Source organism: Streptosporangium sp. NPDC049376 (assembly GCF_044466505.1).
GTDB lineage: Bacteria > Actinomycetota > Actinomycetes > Streptosporangiales > Streptosporangiaceae > Streptosporangium.
Genome location: NZ_JBITMT010000006.1, coordinates 62,632 through 86,534, shown reverse-complemented (window position 1 = coordinate 86,534; position 23,903 = coordinate 62,632). Strand labels below are relative to the sequence as shown.

Annotated in this window: 25 protein-coding genes; 12 read left to right on the top strand and 13 right to left on the bottom strand. The window is 70.6% G+C overall.

Going from position 1 to position 23,903, the window contains the following annotated elements; translation table 11 throughout:
- Positions 1-102 precede the first annotated feature (102 nt).
- A complete protein-coding gene (locus ACIBVQ_RS18450) occupies positions 103-1,707 on the top strand; it encodes an ABC-F family ATP-binding cassette domain-containing protein (protein ID WP_399178705.1) in 1,605 nt (534 codons plus the stop codon).
- A gap of 6 nt (positions 1,708-1,713) precedes the next feature.
- On the opposite strand, the gene ACIBVQ_RS18445 is transcribed toward ACIBVQ_RS18450, so the two are convergent.
- Positions 1,714-2,013, bottom strand: coding sequence for a DUF3817 domain-containing protein (locus ACIBVQ_RS18445; protein WP_352012510.1), 300 nt, complete (start codon positions 2,011-2,013; stop codon positions 1,714-1,716).
- A 132-nt stretch (positions 2,014-2,145) separates the two neighbouring features.
- Here ACIBVQ_RS18445 and ACIBVQ_RS18440 point away from each other — a divergent pair, with 132 nt between their 5' ends.
- Positions 2,146-2,973: a MerR family transcriptional regulator gene (locus ACIBVQ_RS18440; RefSeq protein WP_352012509.1), complete on the top strand. Its 828-nt coding sequence runs from the start codon at positions 2,146-2,148 to the stop codon at positions 2,971-2,973.
- Here ACIBVQ_RS18440 and map read toward each other — a convergent pair.
- Positions 2,960-3,727: a type I methionyl aminopeptidase gene (gene map, locus ACIBVQ_RS18435; protein WP_399178702.1), complete on the bottom strand. Its 768-nt coding sequence runs from the start codon at positions 3,725-3,727 to the stop codon at positions 2,960-2,962. The two genes, ACIBVQ_RS18440 and map, sit on opposite strands and share 14 nt — an antisense overlap.
- Before the next feature lie 62 nt (positions 3,728-3,789).
- Between map and ACIBVQ_RS18430 the strand changes: the two genes are divergently transcribed.
- Positions 3,790-4,044, top strand: coding sequence for a helix-turn-helix transcriptional regulator (locus tag ACIBVQ_RS18430; protein ID WP_352012507.1), 255 nt, complete (start codon positions 3,790-3,792; stop codon positions 4,042-4,044).
- Here ACIBVQ_RS18430 and ACIBVQ_RS18425 read toward each other — a convergent pair.
- The 3 genes from ACIBVQ_RS18425 to ACIBVQ_RS18415 all read right to left on the bottom strand — a co-directional run bounded on the left by ACIBVQ_RS18425 (position 4,041) and on the right by ACIBVQ_RS18415 (position 7,587).
- Entirely contained in the window at positions 4,041-5,042 is a 1,002-nt protein-coding gene (locus ACIBVQ_RS18425) for a tyrosine-type recombinase/integrase (RefSeq protein WP_352012506.1), read from the bottom strand. The genes ACIBVQ_RS18430 and ACIBVQ_RS18425 overlap by 4 nt on opposite strands.
- 263 nt (positions 5,043-5,305) lie before the next feature.
- A complete protein-coding gene (locus ACIBVQ_RS18420) occupies positions 5,306-5,773 on the bottom strand; it encodes a hypothetical protein (RefSeq protein ID WP_362913346.1) in 468 nt (155 codons plus the stop codon).
- A 1,166-nt stretch (positions 5,774-6,939) separates the two neighbouring features.
- Complete coding sequence (locus ACIBVQ_RS18415) at positions 6,940-7,587, bottom strand: TetR/AcrR family transcriptional regulator (RefSeq protein ID WP_399178699.1); 648 nt, start codon at positions 7,585-7,587, stop codon at positions 6,940-6,942.
- Positions 7,588-7,669: 82 nt separating this feature from the next.
- Between ACIBVQ_RS18415 and ACIBVQ_RS18410 the strand changes: the two genes are divergently transcribed.
- Together ACIBVQ_RS18410 and ACIBVQ_RS18405 are read left to right on the top strand one after the other, a co-directional pair.
- A complete protein-coding gene (locus ACIBVQ_RS18410; RefSeq protein ID WP_399178697.1) occupies positions 7,670-8,590 on the top strand; it encodes an alpha/beta fold hydrolase in 921 nt (306 codons plus the stop codon).
- Between the two features lie 11 nt (positions 8,591-8,601).
- Positions 8,602-9,612, top strand: a complete 1,011-nt coding sequence (locus ACIBVQ_RS18405; RefSeq protein WP_352012709.1) for a tyrosine-type recombinase/integrase — start codon at positions 8,602-8,604, stop codon at positions 9,610-9,612.
- On the opposite strand, the gene ACIBVQ_RS18400 is transcribed toward ACIBVQ_RS18405, so the two are convergent.
- Complete coding sequence (locus tag ACIBVQ_RS18400) at positions 9,580-9,840, bottom strand: hypothetical protein (RefSeq protein WP_362781402.1); 261 nt, start codon at positions 9,838-9,840, stop codon at positions 9,580-9,582. The genes ACIBVQ_RS18405 and ACIBVQ_RS18400 overlap by 33 nt on opposite strands.
- 205 nt (positions 9,841-10,045) lie before the next feature.
- Here ACIBVQ_RS18400 and ACIBVQ_RS18395 point away from each other — a divergent pair, with 205 nt between their 5' ends.
- From ACIBVQ_RS18395 to ACIBVQ_RS18385, 3 genes are read left to right on the top strand one after another with little or no spacing between them, the layout of a single operon-like run.
- Entirely contained in the window at positions 10,046-10,966 is a 921-nt protein-coding gene (locus ACIBVQ_RS18395) for an ABC transporter ATP-binding protein (RefSeq protein ID WP_352012501.1), read from the top strand.
- 16 nt (positions 10,967-10,982) lie between these two features.
- A complete protein-coding gene (locus tag ACIBVQ_RS18390; protein WP_399178695.1) occupies positions 10,983-11,726 on the top strand; it encodes an ABC transporter permease in 744 nt (247 codons plus the stop codon).
- Between the two features lie 7 nt (positions 11,727-11,733).
- Positions 11,734-12,537 carry an ABC transporter permease gene (locus ACIBVQ_RS18385; RefSeq protein WP_399178693.1) on the top strand — a complete coding sequence of 268 codons (804 nt, stop codon included), beginning with the start codon at positions 11,734-11,736 and terminating at the stop codon, positions 12,535-12,537.
- A 21-nt stretch (positions 12,538-12,558) separates the two neighbouring features.
- On the opposite strand, the gene ACIBVQ_RS18380 is transcribed toward ACIBVQ_RS18385, so the two are convergent.
- Both ACIBVQ_RS18380 and ACIBVQ_RS18375 read right to left on the bottom strand, forming a co-directional pair.
- On the bottom strand, positions 12,559-12,876 hold the full coding sequence (locus ACIBVQ_RS18380) for a DUF952 domain-containing protein (RefSeq protein WP_399178691.1): 318 nt from the start codon (positions 12,874-12,876) through the stop codon (positions 12,559-12,561).
- A gap of 31 nt (positions 12,877-12,907) precedes the next feature.
- On the bottom strand, positions 12,908-13,234 hold the full coding sequence (locus ACIBVQ_RS18375; protein ID WP_352012497.1) for a multidrug efflux SMR transporter: 327 nt from the start codon (positions 13,232-13,234) through the stop codon (positions 12,908-12,910).
- Between the two features lie 117 nt (positions 13,235-13,351).
- On the opposite strand from ACIBVQ_RS18375, the gene ACIBVQ_RS18370 reads away from it, so the two are divergent.
- Entirely contained in the window at positions 13,352-14,335 is a 984-nt protein-coding gene (locus ACIBVQ_RS18370; RefSeq protein WP_352012496.1) for a radical SAM protein, read from the top strand.
- A 45-nt stretch (positions 14,336-14,380) separates the two neighbouring features.
- Here the strand turns inward: ACIBVQ_RS18370 and ACIBVQ_RS18365 are convergent, their stop codons facing one another.
- The 5 genes from ACIBVQ_RS18365 to ACIBVQ_RS18345 form a co-directional block, all read right to left on the bottom strand.
- Positions 14,381-15,571 (bottom strand): Ig-like domain-containing protein, encoded by a 1,191-nt coding sequence (locus ACIBVQ_RS18365; protein ID WP_352012708.1) that lies wholly within the window; start codon positions 15,569-15,571, stop codon positions 14,381-14,383.
- A 195-nt stretch (positions 15,572-15,766) separates the two neighbouring features.
- The gene (locus ACIBVQ_RS18360; RefSeq protein ID WP_399178688.1) at positions 15,767-16,744 is read right to left on the bottom strand and encodes an alpha/beta hydrolase; all 978 of its coding nucleotides are present in this window, start codon (positions 16,742-16,744) and stop codon (positions 15,767-15,769) included.
- Positions 16,745-16,899: 155 nt separating this feature from the next.
- A complete protein-coding gene (locus tag ACIBVQ_RS18355; RefSeq protein WP_399178686.1) occupies positions 16,900-19,119 on the bottom strand; it encodes an ATP-dependent RecD-like DNA helicase in 2,220 nt (739 codons plus the stop codon).
- 79 nt (positions 19,120-19,198) lie between these two features.
- Positions 19,199-19,909, bottom strand: a complete 711-nt coding sequence (locus tag ACIBVQ_RS18350) for a hypothetical protein (protein WP_399178684.1) — start codon at positions 19,907-19,909, stop codon at positions 19,199-19,201.
- The gene (locus tag ACIBVQ_RS18345) at positions 19,906-20,850 is read right to left on the bottom strand and encodes a DUF5996 family protein (protein ID WP_352012492.1); all 945 of its coding nucleotides are present in this window, start codon (positions 20,848-20,850) and stop codon (positions 19,906-19,908) included. The genes ACIBVQ_RS18350 and ACIBVQ_RS18345 overlap by 4 nt, the downstream gene beginning before the upstream one ends.
- Positions 20,851-21,106: 256 nt before the next feature.
- Here ACIBVQ_RS18345 and ACIBVQ_RS18340 point away from each other — a divergent pair, with 256 nt between their 5' ends.
- The 3 genes from ACIBVQ_RS18340 to ACIBVQ_RS18330 all read left to right on the top strand — a co-directional run bounded on the left by ACIBVQ_RS18340 (position 21,107) and on the right by ACIBVQ_RS18330 (position 23,901).
- On the top strand, positions 21,107-22,462 hold the full coding sequence (locus ACIBVQ_RS18340; RefSeq protein WP_362913332.1) for a serine hydrolase domain-containing protein: 1,356 nt from the start codon (positions 21,107-21,109) through the stop codon (positions 22,460-22,462).
- Positions 22,463-22,525: 63 nt separating this feature from the next.
- A complete protein-coding gene (locus ACIBVQ_RS18335; protein ID WP_352012490.1) occupies positions 22,526-23,140 on the top strand; it encodes a helix-turn-helix domain-containing protein in 615 nt (204 codons plus the stop codon).
- Positions 23,140-23,901 carry an SRPBCC domain-containing protein gene (locus ACIBVQ_RS18330; RefSeq protein WP_352012489.1) on the top strand — a complete coding sequence of 254 codons (762 nt, stop codon included), beginning with the start codon at positions 23,140-23,142 and terminating at the stop codon, positions 23,899-23,901. Before ACIBVQ_RS18335 ends, ACIBVQ_RS18330 begins: the two co-directional genes overlap by 1 nt.
- Positions 23,902-23,903: the final 2 nt, after the last annotated feature.

Here is a 23,903-nt window from a genome sequence, read left to right as displayed (position 1 = left end):
GGGGTGGCGTCTATGGTGGGGGGATGTTCGCCCGGATTTCTTAGCTGAGGACTCGCTTCCACGTCAGGAGTGTGTCCTTTTCGCTATCCGGAGCGTTTTTTCATGATTACTGTCTGTGGTGTCGGTGTGCGGGCCGGCGCGCGTCTGTTGCTGTCCGATGTCTCCTTCTCGGTGTCTCCCGGTGATCGGGTGGGCCTGGTGGGCCGTAACGGTGCGGGCAAGACGACGTTGTTGTCGGTTCTGGCGGGTCTGTCGGAGCCGGCTGGGGGGACGGTCACCCGTAGGGGGCCGGTGGGGTTCCTCGCGCAGGACTCGCGGGCCGCTGATCAGTCGGTCTCGGTCACCGATCGGATTCTGTCGGCTCGTGGCCTGGATGCGGTTTCGCGTCGTCTCCGGGCGGCTGAGGGGGCGATGGCCGGGGCGGAGGGTCCCGCGTTGGAGCGGGCGATGGCTCGTTACGCGCGGGCGGAGGCGGAGTTCCAGGCGGGCGGCGGGTACGCGGCGGAGGCGGAGGCGGCTCGGGTGGCGGCCGGTCTGGGGTTGCCTGAGCGGGTGCTGGCGGAGCCGTTGGGGGCGTTGTCGGGTGGGCAGCGGCGCCGGGTCGAGCTGGCGCGGATCCTGTTCGCGGGGTACGGCGGGGGCACGTTGTTGCTGGATGAGCCGACGAACCATCTGGATGTCGACGCGCTGGCGTGGCTGCGGTCTTTCCTGCTGGGGTATCGGGGTGGGCTGTTGGTGATCAGTCATGACACGGCGTTGCTGGCCGGGGTGGTCAACCGGGTTTTCCATGTGGACGCCGTGCGGGGTGCGGTCGATGTGCACAACACGGGGTGGGCGGCGTATCTGGCGCAGCGTGAGGCCGATGAGCGGCGGCGGGTGCGGGAGCGGGTGAACGCTGAGCGTAAGGCGGCGTCGTTGCACGCGCAGGCGGATCGGATGAAGGCGCGTTCGGCGACTTCGGTGGTGGCCAGGAGTATGGCGCGGCGGGCGGATCGGATGCTGGCCGGTCTTGAGCCGGTGCGGCGTGCGGAGAAGGTGGCGAGGATTCGGCTGCCGGAGCCTGAGCCGTGTGGGCGGGTGCCGTTGGGTGCGGTGGGCCTGTCGAAGTCCTATGGCGGCCGCCGGGTGCTGGACGGGGTTGATCTGGCGGTGGATCGGGGTGCCCGGCTGGTGGTGCTGGGTCTCAACGGTGCGGGCAAGACGACGTTGTTGCGTGTGCTGGCGGGCCGGGAGGAGCCGGATGGTGGCCGGGTGGTGCGGGGGCAGGGGTTGCGGCTGGGGTATTTCGCGCAGGAGCACGACACCGTCCGGGGGGATCGGACGGTGCGGCAGAACCTGGTGGAGGTGGCGCCGCATCTGACGGATGGTGAGGTGCGGGGGGTGTTGGGGGCTTTTCTGTTCCGGGGGGACGATGTCGACAAGCCGGCCGGGGTGTTGTCGGGTGGGGAGCGGACGCGTCTGGTGTTGGCGGGGTTGGTTCACTCGGGGGCGAATGTGTTGTTGCTGGATGAGCCGACGAACAATCTCGATCCGGCGTCGCGGGGTGAGGTGCTGGCGGCGGTGGGTTCCTATCCGGGGGCGATCGTGATGGTCACCCATGATGAGGGGGCCGTGGAGGCGTTGCGGCCGGATCGTGTCCTGTTGTTGCCGGAGGCGGATGAGGATCTGTGGGGTGAGGAGTATCGGGGGTTGGTCGCTTTGTCGTGAGGGGGGTCACACGGTGGCGGTGTGGCGGGTGAGCATGCGTCGTTCGAACCACAGGGAGGTGAAGGGGGGGATGGCGCAGGCCAGGCCGAGTGCCGTGGTGGGGATGCTCCAGCGGGCGGTGCGGGCGGCGGCGATGACTCCGGCGACGTAGAGGACGAACAGTGCGCCGTGGATGGGGCCGAACACTCTGACGCCGAGGTCGCCGGTGGCGGCGATGTATTTGAAGTACATCCCGATGAGGAGTCCGGCCCATGAGCACGCTTCGGCGATGGCGACGTATCGGAACAGGCGGAGCGTGGTGGGCACGATGGGGGACCTCTCCCTTGGGGACCGGGAACGGGGGGTGGGTTGGTCCTCACCTTAGGGGTGGTGGGTGGCGGTCCTGTTTCCGGGTTGTCGGCGGTGTCTTCGGGCTGGTGGGGGCGGCATGCTGGAGGGGTGGATGTGGATGATGGGCTGCTGCCGATCGGGCAGTTCGCGAGGTTGTGCCGGTTGAGTGTGAAGCAGTTGCGGCATTACGCGGATTTGGGGTTGCTGGTTCCGGCGTGGATCGATCCTGACAGTGGTTACCGGTATTACCGGGTGGCGCAGGCCAGGCAGGCGTTGTCGATCGGGTTGCTGCGGTCGTTGGATGTGCCGTTGAGCGCTGTCGGTGAGGTGTTGTCGGGGGTGGCGGTGGCTGAGGTGCTGGGGCGGGTGCGTGATGAGTTGGAGGCGGAGCTGGCGCGGCGGAGCCGTACGTTGGCGACGTTGGAGCGGTTGTTGGTGTCGGGGGTGCCGCCGGTTGAGGTGACGGTGGAGCGGCAGGGGCCCCGTCAGGTGGTGTTGGTGCGTGATGAGGCGGTTTCGCCGCAGGACATCGCTCGGGCGACGGGGGCGTGTGTGGCGTCGTTGGTGCGTGCTGTCCGGGAGGGTGGGTTGGAGGAGGGGTTGCGGTTGACGGGTTTGTTTCCGGTGGAGATGGGGGAGCCGATTCCGGTGGTGGTCGCGGCGGAGTTCGGGGGGCCTGCTCCGCGGGGGACGCGGCCGTACATTCTGCCGGGTGGGGTGTTCGCGGGGGCGGTGCATGTGGGGCCGTATGACCAGATTGATTTGACCGCGCATGCTGTGTTGGCGTGGTGTGCTGAGCGGGGTCATACGCCGGATGGGCCGATTCGGGAGGTTTATCTGTCGGATCCGGCGCGGACTTCGCCGGATCGGTTGCGTACCCGGGTGATGGTCAGGTTGGGGGAGCAGGGTCTTTCGGAGGGTCTCACGGCAGGGTGAGGATGCGGGGGCCGTCGTCGGTGATGGCGACGGTGTGTTCGACGTGGACGGTTTGGCTGCCGTCGACGCTGGTCAGGGCCCAGCCGTCGGGGGCGGTGAGGTAGGTGTCGTGGCCTCCGGCCATGAACATGGGTTCGATGGCGAGGACGAGGCCGGGGCGGAGGGTCATTCCGCGGCCGGGGCGGCCGTGGTTGGCGACGTGTGGGTCTTCGTGCATGGCGCGGCCGACGCCGTGGCCTCCGAAGTCGGTGGGGATGCCGTATCCGGCTTGGCGGCCGACGGTGGCGACGGCGTGGCCGATGTCGCCCAGTCGGCCGCCGGGTGTGCAGGTGGTGATGGCGTTGGCGAGGGCGGTTTCGGCGTCGGTGATGAGTTTCAGGTCCTGGGGGTCGGCCGGGCCGACGGTAAGGCTGATCGCGGCATCGGCGGCCCAGCCGTCGAGGTAGGCGCCGCAGTCGATGCTGAGCAGGTCGCCGGGGCGTAGCCGGTAGTGGTCGGGGATGCCGTGGACGAGGACGTCGTTGACGGAGGTGCAGATGACGGCGGGGAAGGGGGTGGGGGCGAAGTGGGGTTTGTAGTGGAGGAAGGCGGGTTTGGCGCCGGCCGCCGAGATGACGGTGGCGGCGGTTTCGTTGAGTTCGAGGAGGGTGGTGCCGGGGGTTGCCTGGTCGCGTGTCGCCTGTAGTGCGTTGGCGACGACGCGTCCGGCCTCGCGCATGGCTTCCAGTTCTGCCGTTGTTTTGATCTCGACCACGTGTCACCTTCCGGTCCAATATTTATACCGGTATTGTTATCACGTTTGCTAAGCTTCCGCACATGGTGCGACCCCCACTGACCGAACTCGACCACGAACGCGGCCACCGCCTGGGCGCCCTGCTACGCCAGGCCCGCGGCACCCGCAGCATGACGGAGGTCGCCGCCGCCGCCGGACTGTCCGCGGAGACCCTCCGCAAGATCGAAACCGGCAGAGTCCCCACCCCCGCCTTCTTCACCATCGCCGCCCTCGCCCAGACCCTGAACATCTCCATGGACGTCCTCGCCGAGGTCTGCACCGCCGAACGCGCCGCCTAAACCCCGCCCCCGCCCGAAACACCCCGCTCCCGCAACAACGGATGAGCCCGCATCGCCACCTCCAGCTCACCCGGCAACTCATCCCGGTAACGCCCCAGCGTCGCCAGATCACCGTGCCCCAGCACCCGCCGCACCGCGTCCATGTCCACCGCCTCGGCCAGCAGATGCGTCGCCGTCGTATGCCGCAACCCATGCGGCGTCACCGAACGCCGCCGATCCGGATCAACCCGCCGCTGCACCCGGTCGATCACCGCCTGAACATCCCCCCGCGCCAGCCGCCTGCCCCGCCACGACAACAGCAACGCCTTGTCCTGCACCCCCCGCAGAACCTCACCCCGCCACGACAGATACGCCTCAAGCACCCGCGCCACATCACCCGGCAACGGCACATCACGCGTCTTACCGCCCTTACCGAAGATCCGCCAGTAACGCACCCCGTCGTTGGTGTAGAAATCCTCCACATCCGCCCGCACCAACTCCGAAACCCGCGGCCCCATCGTCGACAGCAACAACACGATCAACGCATCCCGCAACTCCGTCCGCTGATCACGCCGCCGCGCCCGCCCCGCCTCCTCAACCGGCCCGTCACCCAACTCCCGCGCCGCCCCGACCAACCCCTGAGCCTGCTCCCGCGTCAACGCCCGCCGCTGCGGCCGCAACCCGCCACGCTCCTTGGCCGAAACCGTCACCAACGCCATCGGATTGACCTGCACCCACCCCGCCAGCGACGCGTGCTTGAACAACGCGGAAACCGACCGCCGAAACCTCGCCTGCGACGAAGCCGACTGCACCCCGCCCCCCTGACCGGGATCGGCCCGCCGCCCATCGGGCTTACGCGCGAACGCCAGCAGAACCGCATCGACGTCCTCACCGGTCAGATCATCGAGAACCGTCTCCTCACCCGCCAACCCCACGAACGTCGCCACATCACGCGCGTAAACCTCCGCCGTCGCCGGAGACAACGCCCCCGTCAACGTCTTGGCCCGCACCAACTCCACATACCGATCGGCCGACTCCCGCACCGTGAGGCGATTCAGACCCGCTGGCCGCATGACTCCCCGGACACCCTTCCTCGACGATCAGCCCGGCCGTACCCGCCCCAGACCACCCCGCCTGGCACACAGACCGCCACCGGACACCACCGCGGGCACCCCACACCCACACGGGGGAGAGGGGGAAACCAGCCGACGACGCGCAGCGAACCGCCGGCCACGCCCACCCGCCCAACGTAGACGATCACACCCGCCCACGGGCGGACAAGTCACATGTAAGGGCGGGCAGCCGCGACCAACCCGGCAACCGCACCGGCCGTACTGACCGCGACCGCCGACGGGGGAGTGCGCTCCCGCACATCCTCAGCCCGGATCGCCATCACCGCCGGAGGACTCCCCAGATCACCGTAACGAGCCGCGACCGCCTCCGTCACCGCCCTGCCCACGTCGGCCACCACGTCCTTGACCCGCCCGCACCCGCCGCTCACCGACAGATGACCCAGCAACGCCGCGAACCGCAACTCCTCGGCCACCGGCCCAACCCCGGCCTCACGCTCCGCCGACACCCTCGGCGGATCAAGCCAGAACACCGCGCCGTGCAGAAAACCCGCATACGACACCGCACCCCGGCCCGGCTCCCGCACCGCGTCGGCGAGCAGCCGCCCGAACTCCGCCAGATCAGCGTCCGGCGGCAAATCCGTGGTCACCAGCAACGGCACAATCAGCGAGTCAAGCATCGGCGAACACCCTTCCTGAGAGTCGGCTCATCGTAGAACCCGGCACCGACAATTCCAGGAGCCCACCGCAACCAAGAGGGCAAAACCCAGCCGCCGGACAACATTTCAGGAAAAACCCTCCAGGACGAAAACCACCAGGATCCGGCCCTGCCCCGCCGGACCGGCCACGAGCCGCACCTGAGCAAGGCGCCCCGCCGGGCGGCGAACCCCGGCCCCCGGAGACCCACCCCACAAAACCGGCGCAGACCGCCGAAAAACCCGGCAGCCTACAAACTCCTCAAACCTTTCCCCGACAGGAACGAAAACACCACCCGCCCTCCACGCACAAAACACAAAAAACTCCACGCCCTTCGACCAACGCGTCATCAACGAATTCCACACCAACGGCGGACGTGTCAACGGACCTTTCGATTCGAAAGGACACACCCCCTTCACCACAACCGAGCGCGAACCGGAAACCCCCGGACCCGTCCCTGGACGGCCTCCCGTTCGCCACCACCTCGACCGGGGCCGGCTCCACCGCGCCGTCACCGGTCCCGGCTGGGCCGTCCGTCGTGTCCTCGCCCCGGGCCCGGCGGCTCGGCGGGGGAGGCCTGTCGCGGTTCCGGCGGACCCGCCGGGCAGGGTCCCTGCAGGGGAGCGCCGGAACCGCGTCGTTCCGTGTTGTCTGTGTGGGGAGCGGGACGCCGGGGCCGCGGGGGCGGTGCTCCCCGTCCTGGGCCGGGATTTCTTATACCAAACAGAAACCCAATTCTGTTTGGTATCACGATTTTTCCGGACAAAGCGGGTGAGGTGGCGGAGCCAGGGGGTGCCGGAGCCGCGCACCCGGGTTCGACGTCCCGCCGCCGGCCAGGACCGTCCGGGCCAGCCGAATGCCGTCGGCCGTCCGCGTTCGGCCGTCCGCCGGAACCTCGCCGCGCCTGGAGGCCGCGGGCGTGCCGGGAGCTCCGTTTCCCCGTTTTTCATGATCGATTTACGGGCGGGCGGTGTTCTCCCGGACGGCCGGTGCGCGTCACCCGGTGCCTGGCCCGTCGCGGTGTGTTCGCCGTGTTCCGGTGTGGGTGTGTTCGCCGTACGGAACTACCGTGCCGGCGTTCGCCGGGCGGGCGTCGCCGCGGGTTCTCCAGGGCTCTCCGACGGTTTTGATGCATAATTTTACTTATGCATCACTTGTGACCGCCCTCCTCCGCCGTGGCCTCTCCCTGTTCTCCGGGGCTCGCGGGGTTCGGGAACAGGCGGGCGAGCCCGCTGCGCAGGATCGCGGTGGCCTCCTGCGGGGTGCGTTGCCCGGCGAGGACGGCGACGCCCAGTCCGGCGGCGGTCGCCAGCAGGGTGACGGCCTCGGTGCGCGGGTCGAGGCCGGGTGCGAGGTCTCCGTCGTCGCGGGCCTGGGTCAGCTGGCGGGTGACGAAGGTCTCCATGGCGTCGGGTGCGTTCAGGAAGGGGTGCGCGGCGAGTGTCTCGTCGGTGACGGCCAGGACGGCATAGGAGGTGTAGGCCAGGTGGAAGGCGCGGCTGCGTTCGTCGGTGGGGACGGCTTCGGCGAGGACGGCCTCCATGACGTCGCGTGGCCGGTGGGCGCCGGTGAGGCGGGTGCGCAGGCGTTGGGTCATCTCTTCGGTGAGCCGGTTCAGGGTGGTGTGCATGAGGTGTTGTTTGGTCTCGAAGTAGTGCTGGACCAGGCGGAGGGAGACGCCGGCCTCCGCGGCGACGGCGCGCATGGTGACGGCGTGCAGTCCTGATCGGGTCATGACGCGCAGGACGGCTTCGGTGATGTGGTGGCGGCGGGTTTCGCGGTTGTCGGTCCGGTTCACGGGTGCTTCCTGGTGGACGTGGCCTCACAATATTGATACAACCGTACCGTATACGTATGTATCAATTTTGCCGGGAGGGCGTGTGGACGGTGGGACCCGTGCCGGGATCGGACGGTTTCGTGATGGGCGGGCCGAGCGGAGGTTCCGGGCCGCGTACGAGGTGGCGATGGGGTTGTGGCCGCCGCACGAGGTGTTCGACGTGGAGACCTCCTTCGGGACGACGCGGGTCTACCGGTGCGGGCCGCGGGACGGGGAGCCGGTGGTGCTGTTGCACGGGCACGGTGCGAACGCCTCCATGTGGTATCTGCAGGCCGCCGGGGTGGGGTGTCGCCGTCCGGTGTACGCGGTGGAGACGATCGACGATCCGGGGGGTGGTGTGCAGCGGCGGGTGGTGACGGGGTCCGGGGACTCGGCGGCCTGGCTTGAGGAGGTTCTGGCCGGGCTGGGGCTGGAGCGGGTGCATCTGGTGGGGTTGTCCTACGGTGGCTGGCTGGCGCTGAACCAGGCCGTGTACGGGGCCCGGCGGCTGGCGTCGGTGACGTTGCTCGATCCGGGTGGGCTCGCGCGGGTGCCGCTTCGGTTCATGGTGACGTTGCTGGTGACGTTGTTGGCGATGGCCGCTCCCCCGTCGTGGCGGCGGGCGCTGTACCGGGTGGTGGCGGAGTGGGCGCTGGTGGGGCGGCCGGAGATCATGGCGCCGGTCGTGGCCGGGGCGCGGGGGTTTCGGCCGGATCGCAGTCCGGCGCGGCGGTTCGGTGACGAGGAGCTGGCGCGGGTGGCGGTGCCGGTGCAGTTGATCGTCGGGGGGCGCAGCAGTCTGGTGCGTCCGGCCGAGGTCGTCGAGCGGGCGCGGCGGTTGCTTCCGGTGGTGCACGCGGAGGTGGTTCCGGGTGTGGGGCACGCGGTCGCGCTCGAGGCGCCGGAGTTGGTCAACGATCGTCTTGTGGCGTTCGCGGATCGGTGTCGCGGTGGTGGGGGCCGCTCCCCCGGGCCGGATGCATAATCGCCTGTGTGATGGACGGTTGTGGTCTGCGGGAGGTCGCCGGGGAGTTCCTGCTGTCGTTGCGGGCCAAGAAGCTCTCCCCCAGTACGGTCGCCGGTTACGACAGTGATCTGCGGATCGTGGCGGAGCTGGTGGCGCGGCGTGCGGAGGTTCCGGTTGAGGATCTGCGGGTGGAGGTGTTGACGGCGCGGCTGGTCAGGGGGGCGTTCGCTGATTTCGCCGGGTCGCGTTCTGCGGCCAGTGTGAACCGGGCGTGGAGTGCGTGGAATCGATTTCTGACGTTCTGTGTGGCGGAGGGGGTGCTGGAGGGTAATCCGATGGCGGCGGTGCCGCGGCCGAAGCAGCCGGCGAAGGCGCCTAAGCCGTTGCTGGGTGACGGGTCGGCGTCGGTGACGTTGCTTGAGCGGGTGGCGGCGGGGGCGCGTAAGGCGCGTGATCCGTGGGTGGAGCGTGATCTGGTGGTGCTGGCGCTGGCGTTGGTCACGGGGATGCGGTCGGCGGAGTTGCTGGGGCTGACGATGGGGTCGTTCGGCGGTCCTTCGGGTGAGCGGCGGGTTCAGGTGGTGGGCAAGGGCGGCAGGACGCGGTCGCTGCCGATCGAGGAGCCGGTCGAGGTGCTGGCCGATCGGTATGTGCGCAGCCGGTTGGAGCGGTTCGGGCTTGGGGGGTTGCCGCCTTCGGCGGTGTTTCTGGTGGACACGCGTAATGAGCCGTTGCGGCGGGGTGGTCTGCAGTATTTGGTGCGGCAGTGTTATCGGTACGCGGGGGTGCACGATCGGGTGCAGCGGGGGACGTTGGTGCACGCGTTGCGGCATGAGTTCGCGACGCGGCTGGCGGAGCGGGGGGCCTCGGCGCATGAGCTGATGGAGTTGCTGGGGCATTCGTCGATCGTGACGGGTCAGGCGTATGTGGCTTCGACGGCGCGTGAGGTGCGCCGGGCGGCGGGGGTGAATCCGGCTTATGGGGTGATCGGCCGGTTGGCGGGGTCGTCAGGGGGTGTGGATCTTCCTGACGAGGCGTGAGGCGGCGCGGTGGCTGAGGCCGGTTTCTCCTCGGACGAGGATGACGGCCTGGTCGAACTGGCCGGTGGCTTTGAGGTGCAGGACCTGTTCGATGAGGGCGGGGCCGAGTCCGCCGCCGATGAGGGTGTTGCGGGGGCGCTGGGTGAGTCGTACGGCGAGCGCGATGAGGCCGATGATCACCAGGGCGGCGAGGGCCGCGAGGAGGATGACGGCGGCCGTGTTGACCATGGGGTGATCCTTGCGGGTGTGGGGGCCGGGTGGTGAAGGCCGTACCCGGTGTGTCGTCTGGTATGCCGTCCGGGCGGGGTGTTCTGTGTTCGTGGCCGTCCCGGCGGAGCCCTGCCGCGGTGCGGGGCCGGGGCGGGTCTCCCCCCGGTGCCGTACCCGGTTGGTGGGTTGCGGAAGTGTCGCCGGTCTCTGTTACGTTCCGGGCGTGTCTGCAGAGCCTCTGATCCGCGCGCGCGGGCTTGTCAAACGGTTCGGTGACTTCGTCGCGGTCGACGGGATCGATCTGGAGGTGGAGCCGGGTGAGGCGTTCGGGTTCCTGGGGCCGAACGGGGCGGGTAAGTCCTCGACGATGCGGATGATCGGCTGTGTGTCGATGCCGTCGGCGGGTGAGTTGCGGATTCTGGGGATGGATCCGGTGCGGGACGGGGCGCGGATCAGGGGGCGGCTGGGGGTGTGCCCGCAGCTGGACAATCTTGATCCGGATCTGAGTGTGCGGGAGAACCTGACGACGTACGCGCGGTATTTCGGGATGTCGCGGGCGAGGGCGCGGGAGCGGGCCGAGGAGTTGCTGGATTTCGTGCGGTTGCGGGATCGGGCCTCCAGCAGGGTCGAGCCGTTGTCGGGGGGGATGAAGCGGCGGCTGACGATCGCGCGGGCGATGGTGAACGATCCTGATCTGGTGTTGCTGGACGAGCCGACGACGGGGCTTGATCCGCAGGCGCGGCATCTGTTGTGGGAGCGGTTGTTCCGGTTGAGGCAGCGGGGTACGACGCTGGTGCTGACGACGCATTACATGGATGAGGCCGAGCAGTTGTGTGATCGGCTGGTGGTGATGGACGGGGGGCGGATCGTCGCGGAGGGGTCGCCGCGTTCGCTGATCGGGACGTACTGCGCGCCGGAGGTGGTGGAGTTGCGTTTTCCCGAGGGGGTGGATGTGGCGGGTGGGCTCGCGGGGATCGGGCGGGTGGATCCGTTGCCGGATCGGGTGTTGCTGTACACGGGTGATGGGGACGCGGCGGTGGCGGAGGTGCGGCGGCGGGGGTTGGTGCCGTCGAGTGTGCTGGTGCGGCGTTCTTCGCTTGAGGATGTGTTTCTGCAGTTGACGGGCCGGACGTTGGTGGATTGAGGTGGTTCGTCCGGCGGTGGCGGTGTTTGAGCGGCATCTGTGCCTGTACCGGAGGGTGTGGCGGGCGTCGGTGTTGTCGTCGTTCGTGGTGCCGGTGCTGTTCCTGGTGAGTTTCGGGGTGGGGGTCGGCCGGTATGTGGGTGAGGTCGGCGGGGTGGGGTATCTGGCGTGGATCGCGCCGGGGGTGATGGCTTCGACGGCGTTCCAGATGGCGGTGGGTGATTCGACGTACCCGGTGCTGGGTGACTTCAAGTGGGTGCGGGGGTTTCACGCGATGCGGGCCACTCCGGTCGGGGTGCGGGACATGGTGGCGGGTGGCCTGCTGTATGTGGTGTTGCGGGTGGAGAGCGCGGTCGTGGTGTTCCTGGTGGTGGCCGGGGTGTTCGGGGCGTTGCGTTCGCCGTGGGTGGTGGTGACGCCGGTGGTGGCGGCGTTGCTGGCGGTGGCGGTGGCGGCGCCGGTGACGGGGTTCTCGGCGAGTATCGATCACGACAGTTATTTCGCGTTGTTGTTCAGGTTCGTGATGATTCCTTCGGCGTTGTTCGGCGGGGTGTTCTTCCCGGTGGAGCAGTTGCCGCCGGTGGTGCGTCCGCTGGCGTACGCGTCGCCGTTGTGGCATGGGGTGGAGTTGTGCAGGGCGGCGACGCTGGGGGCGGCTCCGCCGTGGCCGGTGGGGTGGCATGTGGGGGTTCTGCTGGTGTTCGCGGGTGCGGGTGTGGTGTGGGCGGTCCGGGCGTTCGGCAGACGGTTGAGGGACTGAGGCGGTCATGGTTTCTGCGGTGCTGGCCGTGCGGGTCTCTCCGGCGCGGGTGGGGGCGGTGGCCGGGCGCAACGTGGGGGCGCTGCGGTCGGGTCCGGCGTATTGGCTGGTGCTGGCCTCGGGGTTCTTCGAGCCGGTGCTGTATCTGCTGTCGATCGGTGTGGGGGTCGGGGCGCTGGTCGGTGAGCTGCGGCTGGAGGACGGGCGGACGGTGGGTTACGCGGTGTTCGTGGCGCCGGCGATGCTGGCGGTCTCGGCGATGTCGGGGGCGTTGTCGGAGACGACGTTCAACTTCTTCTTCAAGATGAGGTACGCCAAGACGTTCGAGGCGATTCTGGCGACGCCGGTGCGGCCGTTGGAGGTGGCGCTGGGTGAGCTGGCGTGGGCGCTGGCGCGCAGTGCGCTCTACACGGGGGCGTTCCTGGTGGTGATGACGGCGATGGGGCTGACGCGGGCCGGGTGGGCGTTGGCGGCCTTTCCGGCGGCGTTGCTGGTGGGGCTGGCGTTCGGTGCGGTGGGGATGGCCGTCAGCACGGTGATGCGGGGCTGGCAGGACTTCGATCTGGTGAGTACGGGCCAGTTCGCGTTGTTCCTGTTCTCCGGGACGTTCTCGCCGGTCGGGGACTATCCCCCGGTGTTGCGGGCGGTGGTCGAGGCGGCGCCGTTGTTCCACGCGGTGGAGTTGGTGCGGGGGCTGGCGGCGGGGTTGCCCGGCTGGGGGCTGGCGGGGCACGCGGCGTATCTGCTGGTGATGGCGGCGGTGGGGTTGTGGGTGGCGGCGCGGCGGCTGGAGCGGGTGCTGTGCCGGTGACCGGGGTGTGATCGGGGGTGGTCAGGCGGGGGTGTAGGGGGTGGCGGAGACGACGGCGGTGAGGGGCAGCGGGCCGTAGATGTAGGGGAAGGTCTCGGCCGAGCCTGCGGGGGTCTCCAGGCGGACGTCGAGGCCGGCCGGGTCGATGGTCAGGACGAGCAGGGGCTGGGTGACGTCGCGGTAGAAGCGGCCGGCGACGCCGTCGAGCTGGGTGCGGTCGCAGCAGGCGTGGATGAAGCCCTCCTGTTCGAGGGTGCGGCCCAGGGTGGAGACGCGGTACTCCCCCTGGGGCTGGGCGGCGTCCCAGTCGGCGGCCAGGGCCAGGTGCAGGATGGTCATGGAGCGGGCCTTTCCTTGAGGGGGCGGGTCGTCAGGGGGCGCTGCCGGCGAGGTTGATCAGGACCACTCCCCCGATGATGAGGGCGATGCCGCCGGCTTTGACGAGGGTGAGGCTTTCGCCGAGGAAGAGCATGCCGATGACGGCGATGGCGGCGGTGCCGGCGCCGGACCAGACGGCGTAGGCGGTGCCGATCTCCAGCTGGCGTTTGAGGGCCTGGCCGAGCAGGGCGAACGCGGTGGCGTATCCGGCGACGACGAGCAGTGCCCATCCCTTGTGGGTGAAGCCGTCGCTGAACTTCAGGGCGGTGGTCGCCGTGATCTCGGCGATGATGGCTCCCGCCAGGAGCAGCCACGCCATGGGTCACTCTCCCGAATTCTGCTTACATCCCCTCCGAAACCGGCATGACCGTACCATTTCTGGCGGGGTTGGGGGCCGGAAACCCGGTGCGGCGGTTTCACTTGCGAGGGGTGTCGAATGCGTGTTCCACTGAGCGGCATGCGTTGGGAGGCTCCCGCCCTGTTGCCCGAGCCCGCCAGGGGTGGGCCGCGGATCGCGCGTTCGGCGGTGACCCGGGTGCACGGCGCGGTGACCTGTTACGAGGTGCAGGCCCGTACGGCGCTTGAGCGGACGGGGCAGGGGTGGACGGTGAGTCCCTATCAGGGGTGTGCCGGGGGGTGCCGTTACTGTTCGGCGCGGCACGGTCATCGCCGGCTCGGGCTGGACGGCGGTGCCGGGTTCGACTCGCGGATCGTGGTGCGCACCAACATCGTGCGGCGGTTGCGTGCGGAGCTGGTCTCCCGGTGGGACGGTGAGCATGTCGCCGTGGGGATGGCGGGTGACTGTTATCAGGGGGTCGAGGAGGTCTACCGGCTGATGCCGGGGGTGGTGGCGGCGTTGCGTGAGGCGGGGGCGCCGTTCACGGTGCACACCAAGGGGACGCTGATCCTGCGGGACGCCGATCTGCTGGCGGGGGCGCCGGGGGCGGGGGTGGTGGTCTCGATCGCGTTCGTCGACGACCGGGTGCGGCGTGGGGTGGAGCCGGGGGTGCCGGACGCGCAGCGGCGGCTGGAGCTGGTGGAGGAGCTGAACGGGCGGGGGGTGCCCAGCGGGGTGGAGATGGCGCCGATCCTGCCGTTGCTGACCGACTCCCCCGATCAGATCTCCGCGACGGTGCGGCGGGTGGCGGCGGCGGGGGCGGTCAGCCTGACGCCGCGGGTGCTGCGGCTGCCGCCGGGGGCGCGGGAGTGGTACATGGCGTGGGTGGGTGAGCATCATCCGGGGCTGGTGGCCCGGTACGGGGAGTTGTACGCCGCGGGGGCGGAGGCCGATCCGGTGTACGTGCGGGCGGTGGTGGGGCAGGTGCTGCAGGTGGCTGCCCGTTACGGTCTGAGCCCGACGCGGCCGGAGCAGCCGTTGCCGCTGGCGCTTCCGGCGCCGACGCAGATCAGCCTGTTGTGAGGTGGCCGCGCCGTGGCGGCGCGGCCTCGCCGGAGGGGCGGGTGGTCAGGCCTTGAGGGCGCTGCCCTTGCGCCACTCCTTGAACGGCATCTGCCAAAAGCCCCAGCCGTTGTTCCACTCCAGTTGCCGGGTGGTGCCGGTGATGGTGATCACGTCGCCGCGCTGGACCTGGTCGTAGAACCATTTGGCCTGGTCGGGGCGGGCGTTGACGCAGCCGTGGCTGACGTTCTGGCGGCCCTGGGCCCAGACGTTGTTGAGGGCGTGGACGTATTCGCCGCTGTTGGAGAAGCGCACCGCGTGGTTGATCATCAGGTCGTAGTAGCCGGGGTCGCCCTTCTTGCGGCCCGGGGAGATCATCCGTTCGGGGTTGGCCTTGCCCATGGTGAGGTGGACGCCGCTGGTGGTGGTGTACTCGCGGGTGTCGCCCTTGCCCGCGCTGATGAGCATGGTCTGCACGACCTTGCCGTCGCGTCTGACGATCATCTTGTGCTTGCGGGTGTCGACGACGGAGATCTGGGCGGCGCCGATGCGGATGACCTTGGTGAGGTTCTTGACGCCGTACATGTCCTTGCCGCCGCGGACGCCCTTGATGCGGGCGGTGAAGGTGACCTTCTGGTGGGCGGGCCAGTACTTGGCGGTGCGGTAGATCACGGTGGTGTCGTTGATCCACCGCCAGGCGCCGGGGACGGGTTTCTCCGCCTTGACCTCCAGGGCCTTCTCCACGGCGGCCTTGTTGGCGACCTGCTGGTTGAAGGTGACGATGATCGGCGCCCCCACGCCGACCTTTTCGCCCTTGATGGCCGGGGTGACGTCGGCGACGGCCAGTTCCACCTTCGGTTTGAGTGTGGTGAAGGTGCTGGTGGCGGTGGTGCCGTCCACGGTGCGGACGGAGACGTCGTAGGTGCTGGAGGGTTCCATGGGCACGGTGGAGGTCCACTTGGTGCGCTGGGCGTCGAAGTCGCCTTCGAGTTTGTGGCTGCCGCTTTGCACGGTGACCTCCTCCAGGGCGCCGCCGTCGGCGGTGACGACGACCTTGCGGTCGGGCCGTACGGCGGCGCCGCCCTGGGCGGGGCTGATCCTGATGGTGGGGGCGGCGGGTGTGGGGGTGGCCGTCTCGCCGCCGGGGGTGCCTGCGGCGCCGGGTGCCGCCGGGGTGCCGCCGGAGCAGGAGGTGGCCAGCAGGGCGGCGGCCAGGCCCAGTGCGGCCAGCGGTTTCCTCAGGTCACGGCGTTCCATGTTCAGCACAGCTCTCTCCCCCAACCGCAAAGTGCGTCTAAAAACTCTAATAGGTGACGCTGGAGCACTATGCACGGTTCGTGAGAGTTGAATCACATTTAGGTTACTTTCGGTGACGGGGGCGGCCGTTCCGGCCGGTTCGTGCCTCACCCGGGCGGGTGAGGCACGGTGTTCACCGGATGTTCGTGAGAAGGCTCACAGCGCCGTTTCGGGCGCGGCGGGGGCCTTGACCGGGTGGAAGGCGCGGCGCAGGGCGTACATCAGGTCGTCCTGCATCCGGCGGGAGACCTGGGCGTCGGGGACCCAGGAGCAGCCGTGGAAGGTCCCCGGGTACATGTGCAGGCCGACCGGGACCCCGGCCTGCACGAGTCTGGCGGCGTAGGCCAGGCCCTCGTCGCGCAGCGGGTCGAACTCGCACACCACCACGTACGCCGGGGGAAGCCCCGACAGGTCCTCGGCCCTGGCCGGGGCGGCGTAGATCGGGACGTCGTCGCCGCCGGGCCGGTGGGCCTGGCCGAGGTAGTAGTCCCAGCTGATCTCGGCCTTGTCGCGGCTCCAGCCGGGGGTGTCGACGAAGGCGCGCATGGAGGGGGTGTCCAGGCGGTCGTCGAGTTCGGGGATGCCGAGGTACTGCAGGCACAGCGCGGGGCCGCCGCGGTCCCTGGCCAGCAGCGCGACCGCGGCCGACAGGCCGCCGCCCGCGCTCTCCCCGCCCACGGCGATCCGCGCCGGGTCGACGCCGAGTTCCGCGGCGTTCTGCGCGGTCCACACCAGTGCGGCGTAGCAGTCCTCGACGCCGGCGGGGTAGGGGTCCTGCGGGGCGAGGCGGTAGTCGACGGAGACCGACACCACGCCCATGGTCTCGGCCAGGGAGGCCAGCAGCGCGTCGCCCATCTCGATCTGGCCCACGATGAAGCCGCCGCCGTGGATGAAGACCATCGCCGGGGCCGGTTCGGCCGAGCGCTCGCGCGGGGCGTACAGGCGCACCCGTACCGGCCCGCCGGGGCCGGGGATGTGGCGGTCCTCGACCGTCACAGTGTCGGGGAAGCCGCCGGGCATCGAGCTGAAGAACTCCTTGAGGACCTGCCGGGAGGTCACCGTGTCACGAAGGTCGTGCTCGGGCAGCAGGTCGGCGGTGAACGGAGCGAGCTCGGGGTCGAATCCGTAGGGCATCAGGGGGCTCTCCTCAGATCGGGTCGGCCCCATGATGCCCGGCGCCGGCGCGGCCGGGCCGGGCGCGGGCGGTGACTTGGACACGCACGCGCATGAACGGATGCGTGACGTCCAAGTCACCGCCCGCCGGGCCCCGCGGGAGGCCCGCCCGGGGGTCAGGGTGAGCGCAGGCGGTGGGTGAGGCTGGTGTGGCGGCGCCCGGCGCCGCGGGTGCGCACCGCCTGGGCCAGGGCGCGGCGGGAGCCGACGATGACGACGAGTCTCTTGGCGCGGGTGATCGCGGTGTAGAGCAGGTTGCGCTGCAGCATCATCCAGGCGCTGGTGGCCAGCGGGATGACCACCGCGGGGTATTCGCTGCCCTGGGAGCGGTGGATGGAGACCGCGTAGGCGTGAGCGAGCTCGTCGAGTTCGTCGAAGGCGTACTCGACGTTCTCCTCCTCGTCGGTCAGCACGGTCAGCCTGTGGTCGTCGGGCCTGATGTCGACCACGGTGCCGACGGTGCCGTTGAACACCCCGGCGGCGCCCTTGTCGTAGTTGTTGCGCAGCTGGGTGACCTTGTCGCCGACCCGGAAGACGCGCCCGCCGTAGCGGCGTTCCGGCATGCCCTCCCTGGAGGGGGTCAGGGCCTCCTGCAGCACGGTGTTGAGGTTGCCCGCCCCGGCGGCGCCCCGGTGCATCGGCGCCAGGACCTGCACGTCGCGGCGCGGGTTGAGGCCGAATCTGCGGGGGATGCGGCTGGCCACCACGTCGACCGTCAGCGCCGCGATCTCCTCGGGTTCCTCGCAGGGGAACAGGAAGAAGTCCTTCATGCCCTCCAGGGCCGGGGGCAGGCCGGTGTTGACGCGGTGGGCGTTGGTGACCACGCCCGACTCCTGGGCCTGGCGGAAGATGTGGGTCAGCCGTACGCGGGGGATCTGCTCCTGGGCGGCCAGCAGGTCGCGCAGGACCTCGCCGGCGCCGACGGAGGGAAGCTGGTCGACGTCGCCGACGAACAGCAGGTGGGTGCCGGGGGCGACGGCCTTGACCAGTTTGTTGGCCAGCAGCAGGTCCAGCATGGAGGACTCGTCGACCACGACGAGGTCGGCGTCCAGGGGGTTGTCGCGGCCGAAGGTGGCCTCGCCGCCGGGGCGCAGCTGCAGCAGCCGGTGCACGGTGGTCGCCTCGTGGCCGGTCAGCTCCGACAGGCGTTTGGCGGCCCTGCCGGTGGGGGCGGCCAGGATGACCTTGGCCTTCTTGGCGCGGGCCAGGGTGACGATGGAGCGGACGGTGAAGCTCTTGCCGCAGCCGGGGCCGCCGGTCAGCACCGCGACCTTCTCGCTCAGCGCCAGCCGTACGGCCTGGGCCTGCTCTTCGGCCAGGTCGGCGCCGGTCTGTTTGCGCAGCCAGGTCAGGGCGGTGTCCCACTCGACGGTCTTGAAGGCCTCCAGCCGGTCGTGGCCGGAGTTCAGCAGGGAGCGCAGCGCGCCGGCCAGGGACAGTTCGGCGCGGTGGAAGGGGACGAGGTAGACGGCGGGGACGACGGTGTCACCGGCCGGGATCTCCTCGCGGACCACGCCCTCCTCGGCGACGAGCTCCTCCAGGCACTGGACGGTCAGCTCCGCGGGGACCTGGAGGATCTTGACGGCGTCGGCGACGAGGTTGGGGGCGGGCAGGTAGCAGTGGCCGTCGTCGGCGGCCTGGGACAGGGTGTAGCGCAGCCCGGCCTTGACGCGTTCGGGGCTGTCGTGCGGGATGCCGACGGCCTGGGCGATGGTGTCGGCGGTCTTGAAGCCGATCCCCCACACGTCGTCGGCCAGCCGGTACGGCTGGCTCCTGACGACGGTGATGGAGGCCTCGCCGTACTGCTTGAAGATCCGCACGGCGATGGAGGTGGTCACCCCGACGCCCTGCAGGAAGATCATCACCTCTTTGATGATCTTCTGTTCCTCCCAGGCGGCGGCGATCATCTTGGTTCGTTTGGGGCCGAGGCCGGGGACCTCGACCAGTCGTTCGGGAACGGTCTCGATGATGTCGAGGGTGTCGGTCCCGAAGTGGGCGACGATCCGCTCGGCCATCTTCGGCCCGATGCCCTTGATCAGGCCGGAGCCCAGGTAGCGCTGGATGCCCTGCACGGTGGCGGGCAGCACGGTGGCGTAGGACCACACCTCGAACTGCCTGCCGTAGCGGGGGTGGGTGCTCCAGCGGCCGGTCAGGCGCAGCGACTCCCCCGGCTGGGCGCCCAGCAGCGGCCCGACGACGGTCAGCAGGTCGTCTCCCGACCGTTCGGTGGCGACCCTGGCGATGGTGTAGCCGGTCTCCTCGTTGGCGTAGGTGATCCGTTCGAGGACTCCGGAGATGCTGGTGCCGGGGGGTGCGGAACCGTCCTCGCGTGCCACCGGTGACCTCCCTGCCGAATGTCGCCCCCAGCGTAGGAGTGAACGCGGTTGATCGGCAATTTCGGTTCCGGGTGGTGCCTCACCGGGGGGTGAGGGTCCTGCCGATCCGGTCGAACAGGGGTTGCAGGCCGTCCTTGTCGGTGCTGAGGGTCAGGATGCAGGTCCTGCCCGAGGAGGAGGAGCGGGTGTAGTACTGGGTGCCTCTGATGTCGATGCCGCGGGAGGGCAGCCGGTAGACCACCCGCACGGCGGTGCCGTCGTCGATCGGGACCTCGCCCGCCTGGGAGACGGTGGCGCCGAGCTGGCCCAGTTGCCGTTTGACGTCGGCGACGATCTGGTCGGCGGGCACGTCCGGGCTCTCCTGGCAGAAGGCGTTGAGGTTGGTGGCGAAGCGGTTGGGGGAGGTCGCGGCGGAGGTGCGGTCGGAGGCCCAGACCGCTTTGTTGGCCACCAGCGGGCGCAGGCTTCGCCTGGCCTGTTCCAGGGCCTCGCCGGACAGGCCGATGGAGGTGAGGCTCTTGTCGAGGTCGTCCCTGGACAGGTCGAGGGCGACCCAGTCCTGCGGGACGGCGACGGTGAGCCCGTTGGCGGGGCCGCCGATGCGTGTGAAGCCCTGCGGCGCGGTGCCGGGCGGTACGGCGGGCCGCGCCGTCGTGGATGTCGCCGTGGGCGTCACCGGGGGTGTCGCCGTGGCCGGGGTGGTGGGGGGTGCCGGGGTCGCGGCGAGCGCGCCGCAGGCCACGGCCCCGGCGGAGGCCCAGAGGGCCGCCCGGACGGACGGCCGGGTCACGGCTCCTCCTCCAGGAGGGCGTCGGTGACGCCGGGCGGGCTGATGAGCAGCGCCCCGTTCCAGCCGGCGCGGCGGGCGCCCGCCTGGTAGGCGCTGTCGAGGAAGTCGAGCACGGTGGCCACCGGGTCGTCGTGGGCGCGCGCGTCGTCGTAGCGCAGCACCGCCAGGTGGCTGCCCCGCTGCGGCAGCCAGGCCGCCTGCTCGGGCCGCAGCGGTTCCCCGGCCAGGCCCTCGGGTTCGGGGGCGGTGTAGGAGTAGAAGGCGGGCCAGGGCATCGCCTCGTCGCCGAACCAGAAGCCGCTGCTGATCACCTCGCGGGAGTAGGCCTCCCGGGTGACGGGGTCGGCCTGGGGCTGGGGGCCCGCCGGGCGGCCGGAGAAGCGGGTCACGGCGATGTCGAAGGTGTGCCAGAAGTGGTGGACCGGGCTGACCTTGCCGCAGAAGCCCGCCGCGAAGCGGTCCAGCACCAGGCCGACCTGGGTCAGGACGCGCCAGTAGCGGTTGACCAGCGCCGGGTCGTAGTCGGCGTGCTTGGCGTCCTGGGCGAAGGGGGTGGCGTCGGTGAGGCCGAACGGTTCGGCCTCGATGCGGGTGGTGACGCCCAGGCCCTCCAGCACCTCGAACAGGGTCCGGTAGAAGGAGGCGACCGAGTGGCCGACGAGGCTGAACGTCACGCCGCGTCCGTCCAGGCGGTTGACGGCCAGGGTGTGGGCGACGAAGTCGAAGTCGATCGTGAAGACCGGAGCGCCGCCGAACCCTCCGGAGGGGCGGGTGGTGATGCCCCGCCCGGTCAGGTGGAAGGGCACGTTCCACCAGTGGTTGTGGCGGGTGCTCTCGGCGAGCCGTACCTTGCCGACGATCTGGGTGAACCGGTGCAGGGTCTCCTTGGTGCTCTCCCACTCCTGCAGTGGCATGGCGGGAAACCACTCGGTCGTGTCCATCGCTGCCCCCTCGGCGCGGGGCCGGCCGGTCCCGCATCCCTCTCAGCCATCACACTAAAAGTAGTCATATCATGACTTATAGTGATCATAGGGTGGGGAGGGGTCCCCGGCCGCACCGCGGTGGCCGGCGGATGATCCGGGGGGCGGCCCACGGGCGGCCCCCGGACGAGCGCCGCGGGCTCGTTCTCGCGGGTGCCGCCGGGGCTCCCGGGCACTAGCCTGAGCACACACGTCGTGTCGGGGAGGTATCAGTCTGATGTCGCCGCTTCTGGAGAGTACGGCTCGGGCGCTGCTGCGCAGGGTCGCGGTCGAGCAGGCCGAGTCGCGGCTGCCGTCCCTGGCGGCGGCCGTGGTGCGCGACGGGAGCCTGGCCTGGTTCGGCTCGCGCGGCCTGGTGGGCGAGGAGGCCCCCTCCCGCGACACCCAGTACCGGATCGGCTCGATCACCAAGAGCATGGTGGCCGTCGTGGTCATGCGGCTGCGCGACGAGGGCCGCGTCGACCTGCTCGACCCGATCGGCAAGCACGTGCCGGGCACGCCCGTCGGGGAGGTGACCGTCGCGCAGCTGCTCTCGCACACCGGCGGGCTGACCGCCGAGCCGCCGGGGCAGTGGTGGGAGCGCACCCCGGGCGTGCCGGTCGAGGAACTCATCGCCCGTCTCGGCCCGCAGACCTCCCGTCACCGGCCCGGCCGCCGTTTCCACTACTCCAACCTCGGTTTCGCCCTGCTGGGCGAGCTCGTCGCCAGGCAGCGCGGGACGGACTGGGCGCGGGCCGTGCGCGCGGAGGTGCTGCAGCCGCTGGGCATGGACCGCACCACCACCCGGCCGAGCGCCCCGCATGCCCACGGCTACGCCGTCCACCCGTGGGCCGACGTCCTGCTGCCCGAGCCCGAGCACGACGCGCTCGCCATGGCCCCGGCGGGGCAGTTCTGGTCCACCGCCGCCGACCTGGCCCGGTGGGCGGCGTTCGTCGCCGGGGACACCGGCGGTGTGCTGGACCCGGCGACGGTCGCCGAGATGCGCGAGCCCGCGACCGTCGACGACGGCGACGCCTGGACCGGCGGGTTCGGGCTGGGCCTGCAGCTGGCCCGCGCGGGCGGGCGGCGCCTGGCCGGGCACACCGGCTCCATGCCGGGCTTTTTGGCCACCGTGTGGGCCGACCCGGGCGACCGCACCGGGGTGCTGTTCCTGACCAACTCCACCTCGGGGATGAGCCGTACGTTCCTGGGCGAGATGCTGGCCGTCCTGGACGAGCACGAGCCGCGCATGCCCGCCGAGTGGCGGCCCTCGGCGGCCGAGGCGGGCCTGCTGGAGCTGACCGGGCCGTGGTACTGGGGGCCGAGCGCCTACGCGCTGCGGCTGCTGCCCGATCGGGGCCTGTCGCTGGCCCCGATCGGCGCCGCGGGGCGGGCCTCGCGCTTCGTCGCCCAGGACGACGGGACCTGGCTCGGCCTGGACGGCTACTACGCCGGGGAGCGGCTCAGCGTGGTGCGCGGCGCCGACGGGTCGGTCAGCCACCTCGACCTCAACACCTTCGTGTTCACCCGCACCCCCTACGACCCGGCGGCCGAGGTGCCCGGCGGGGTCGACGAGGGAGGCTGGCGGGGCTGACGGGCCCCGTCGTACGGCCGCCGGCGCTTTGACGGCAAATATTGTCGGTGAGAGGGTTGGGGCATGCTGGAAGTGGCGGTGATCGAGGACCCGGCGGCGGCCGAGGCCTCCCTTGACCCGGTGCGGGGGCGGCTGCTGGCAGAGCTGTCGCAGCCGGCGTCGGCCACGATGCTGGCCGCCCGGCTGGGCCTGCCCCGGCAGAAGGTCAACTACCACCTGCGGGCCCTGGAGCGGCACGGGCTGATCGAGCTGGTCGAGGAGCGACGCAAGGGCAACATGACCGAGCGGGTGATGCGGGCGACGGCGGCCTCCTACGTCATCTCCCCGCTGGCGCTGGCCGCGGTGCAGCCCGACCCGGACCGCTCCCCCGACGCGTTGTCGGCCCGCTGGCTGCTGGCGGTCGCCGCCCGGCTGGTCCGTGAGGTCGGCGAGCTCATCGGCGGCGCGGCCCAGGCCCGTAAACGGCTGGCGACCCTGACCATCGACGGCCACGTCCGTTTCGCCTCGGCGGCCCAGCGCGCCGCCTTCGCCGAGGAACTCGCCGCCGCCGTCGGCGCCCTCGTCGGCAAGTACCACGACGAGGACGCCCCCGGCGGGCGTGAGCACCGGCTCATCGTCGCCGTCCACCCCAGTCCCGACTCCCGGGCCCCGGGGGCGCCGGGCCGTAAGGAGCCGTGATGGGCCACGAGTTCGAGGTGCGCAGGCAGGTCGAGCTGGCGGCCGACCCCGAGGAGGTCTGGCAGGCCATCGCCACCGGGCCCGGGGTCGACTCCTGGTTCATGGGGCGCAGCCGGATCGAACCCCGGCAGGGCGGTTCGACCCGGCTGACCGTCGGCGGCGCCGTCGAGGAGGCGACCATCACCTCCTGGGAGCCGCCCGGCCGGTTCGCCTACCGCACCGGCCGGGGCGAGGACGGGACGTTCATGGCGTTCGAGTGGCTCGTCGAGGGCCGCGACAGGGGCTCCACCGTGCTCAGGCTGGTACACGAGGGCTTCCTGGAGGGCGACTGGGAGAGCGAGTACGAGGCCATGCAGTCCGGCTGGGACATGTACCTGCACACCCTGGCCGCCTACCTGAGGCACTTTCCCGGCCTCAGGGGCACACCGGTCTCGGCGCTCAAGGTGGGGGCCGCGGGTCCCGAGCGGGCGTGGGCCGCCCTGACCGGCGCGCTCGGGCTGCCCGCGACGGCCGCCGTGGGTGAGCCGGTGAGCGTCGCCCCCGAGGGGCTCGCGCCGATCGAGGGCGTGCTCGACTACGCCGACCCGTTCTCCTGCCTGGGGGTGCGCACCGGCGACGCGCTGTACCGGTTCCTCCACTCGGGGGAACGCAGGGGCGACGCGGTGTTCCTGGCCCACCACGTCTACTCCGGCGGCGCAGGTGAGCAGGAGCTGGGGCGGGCCTGGCAGGCCTGGCTGGAGCGGCTGTTTCCGGCATCCTGAGG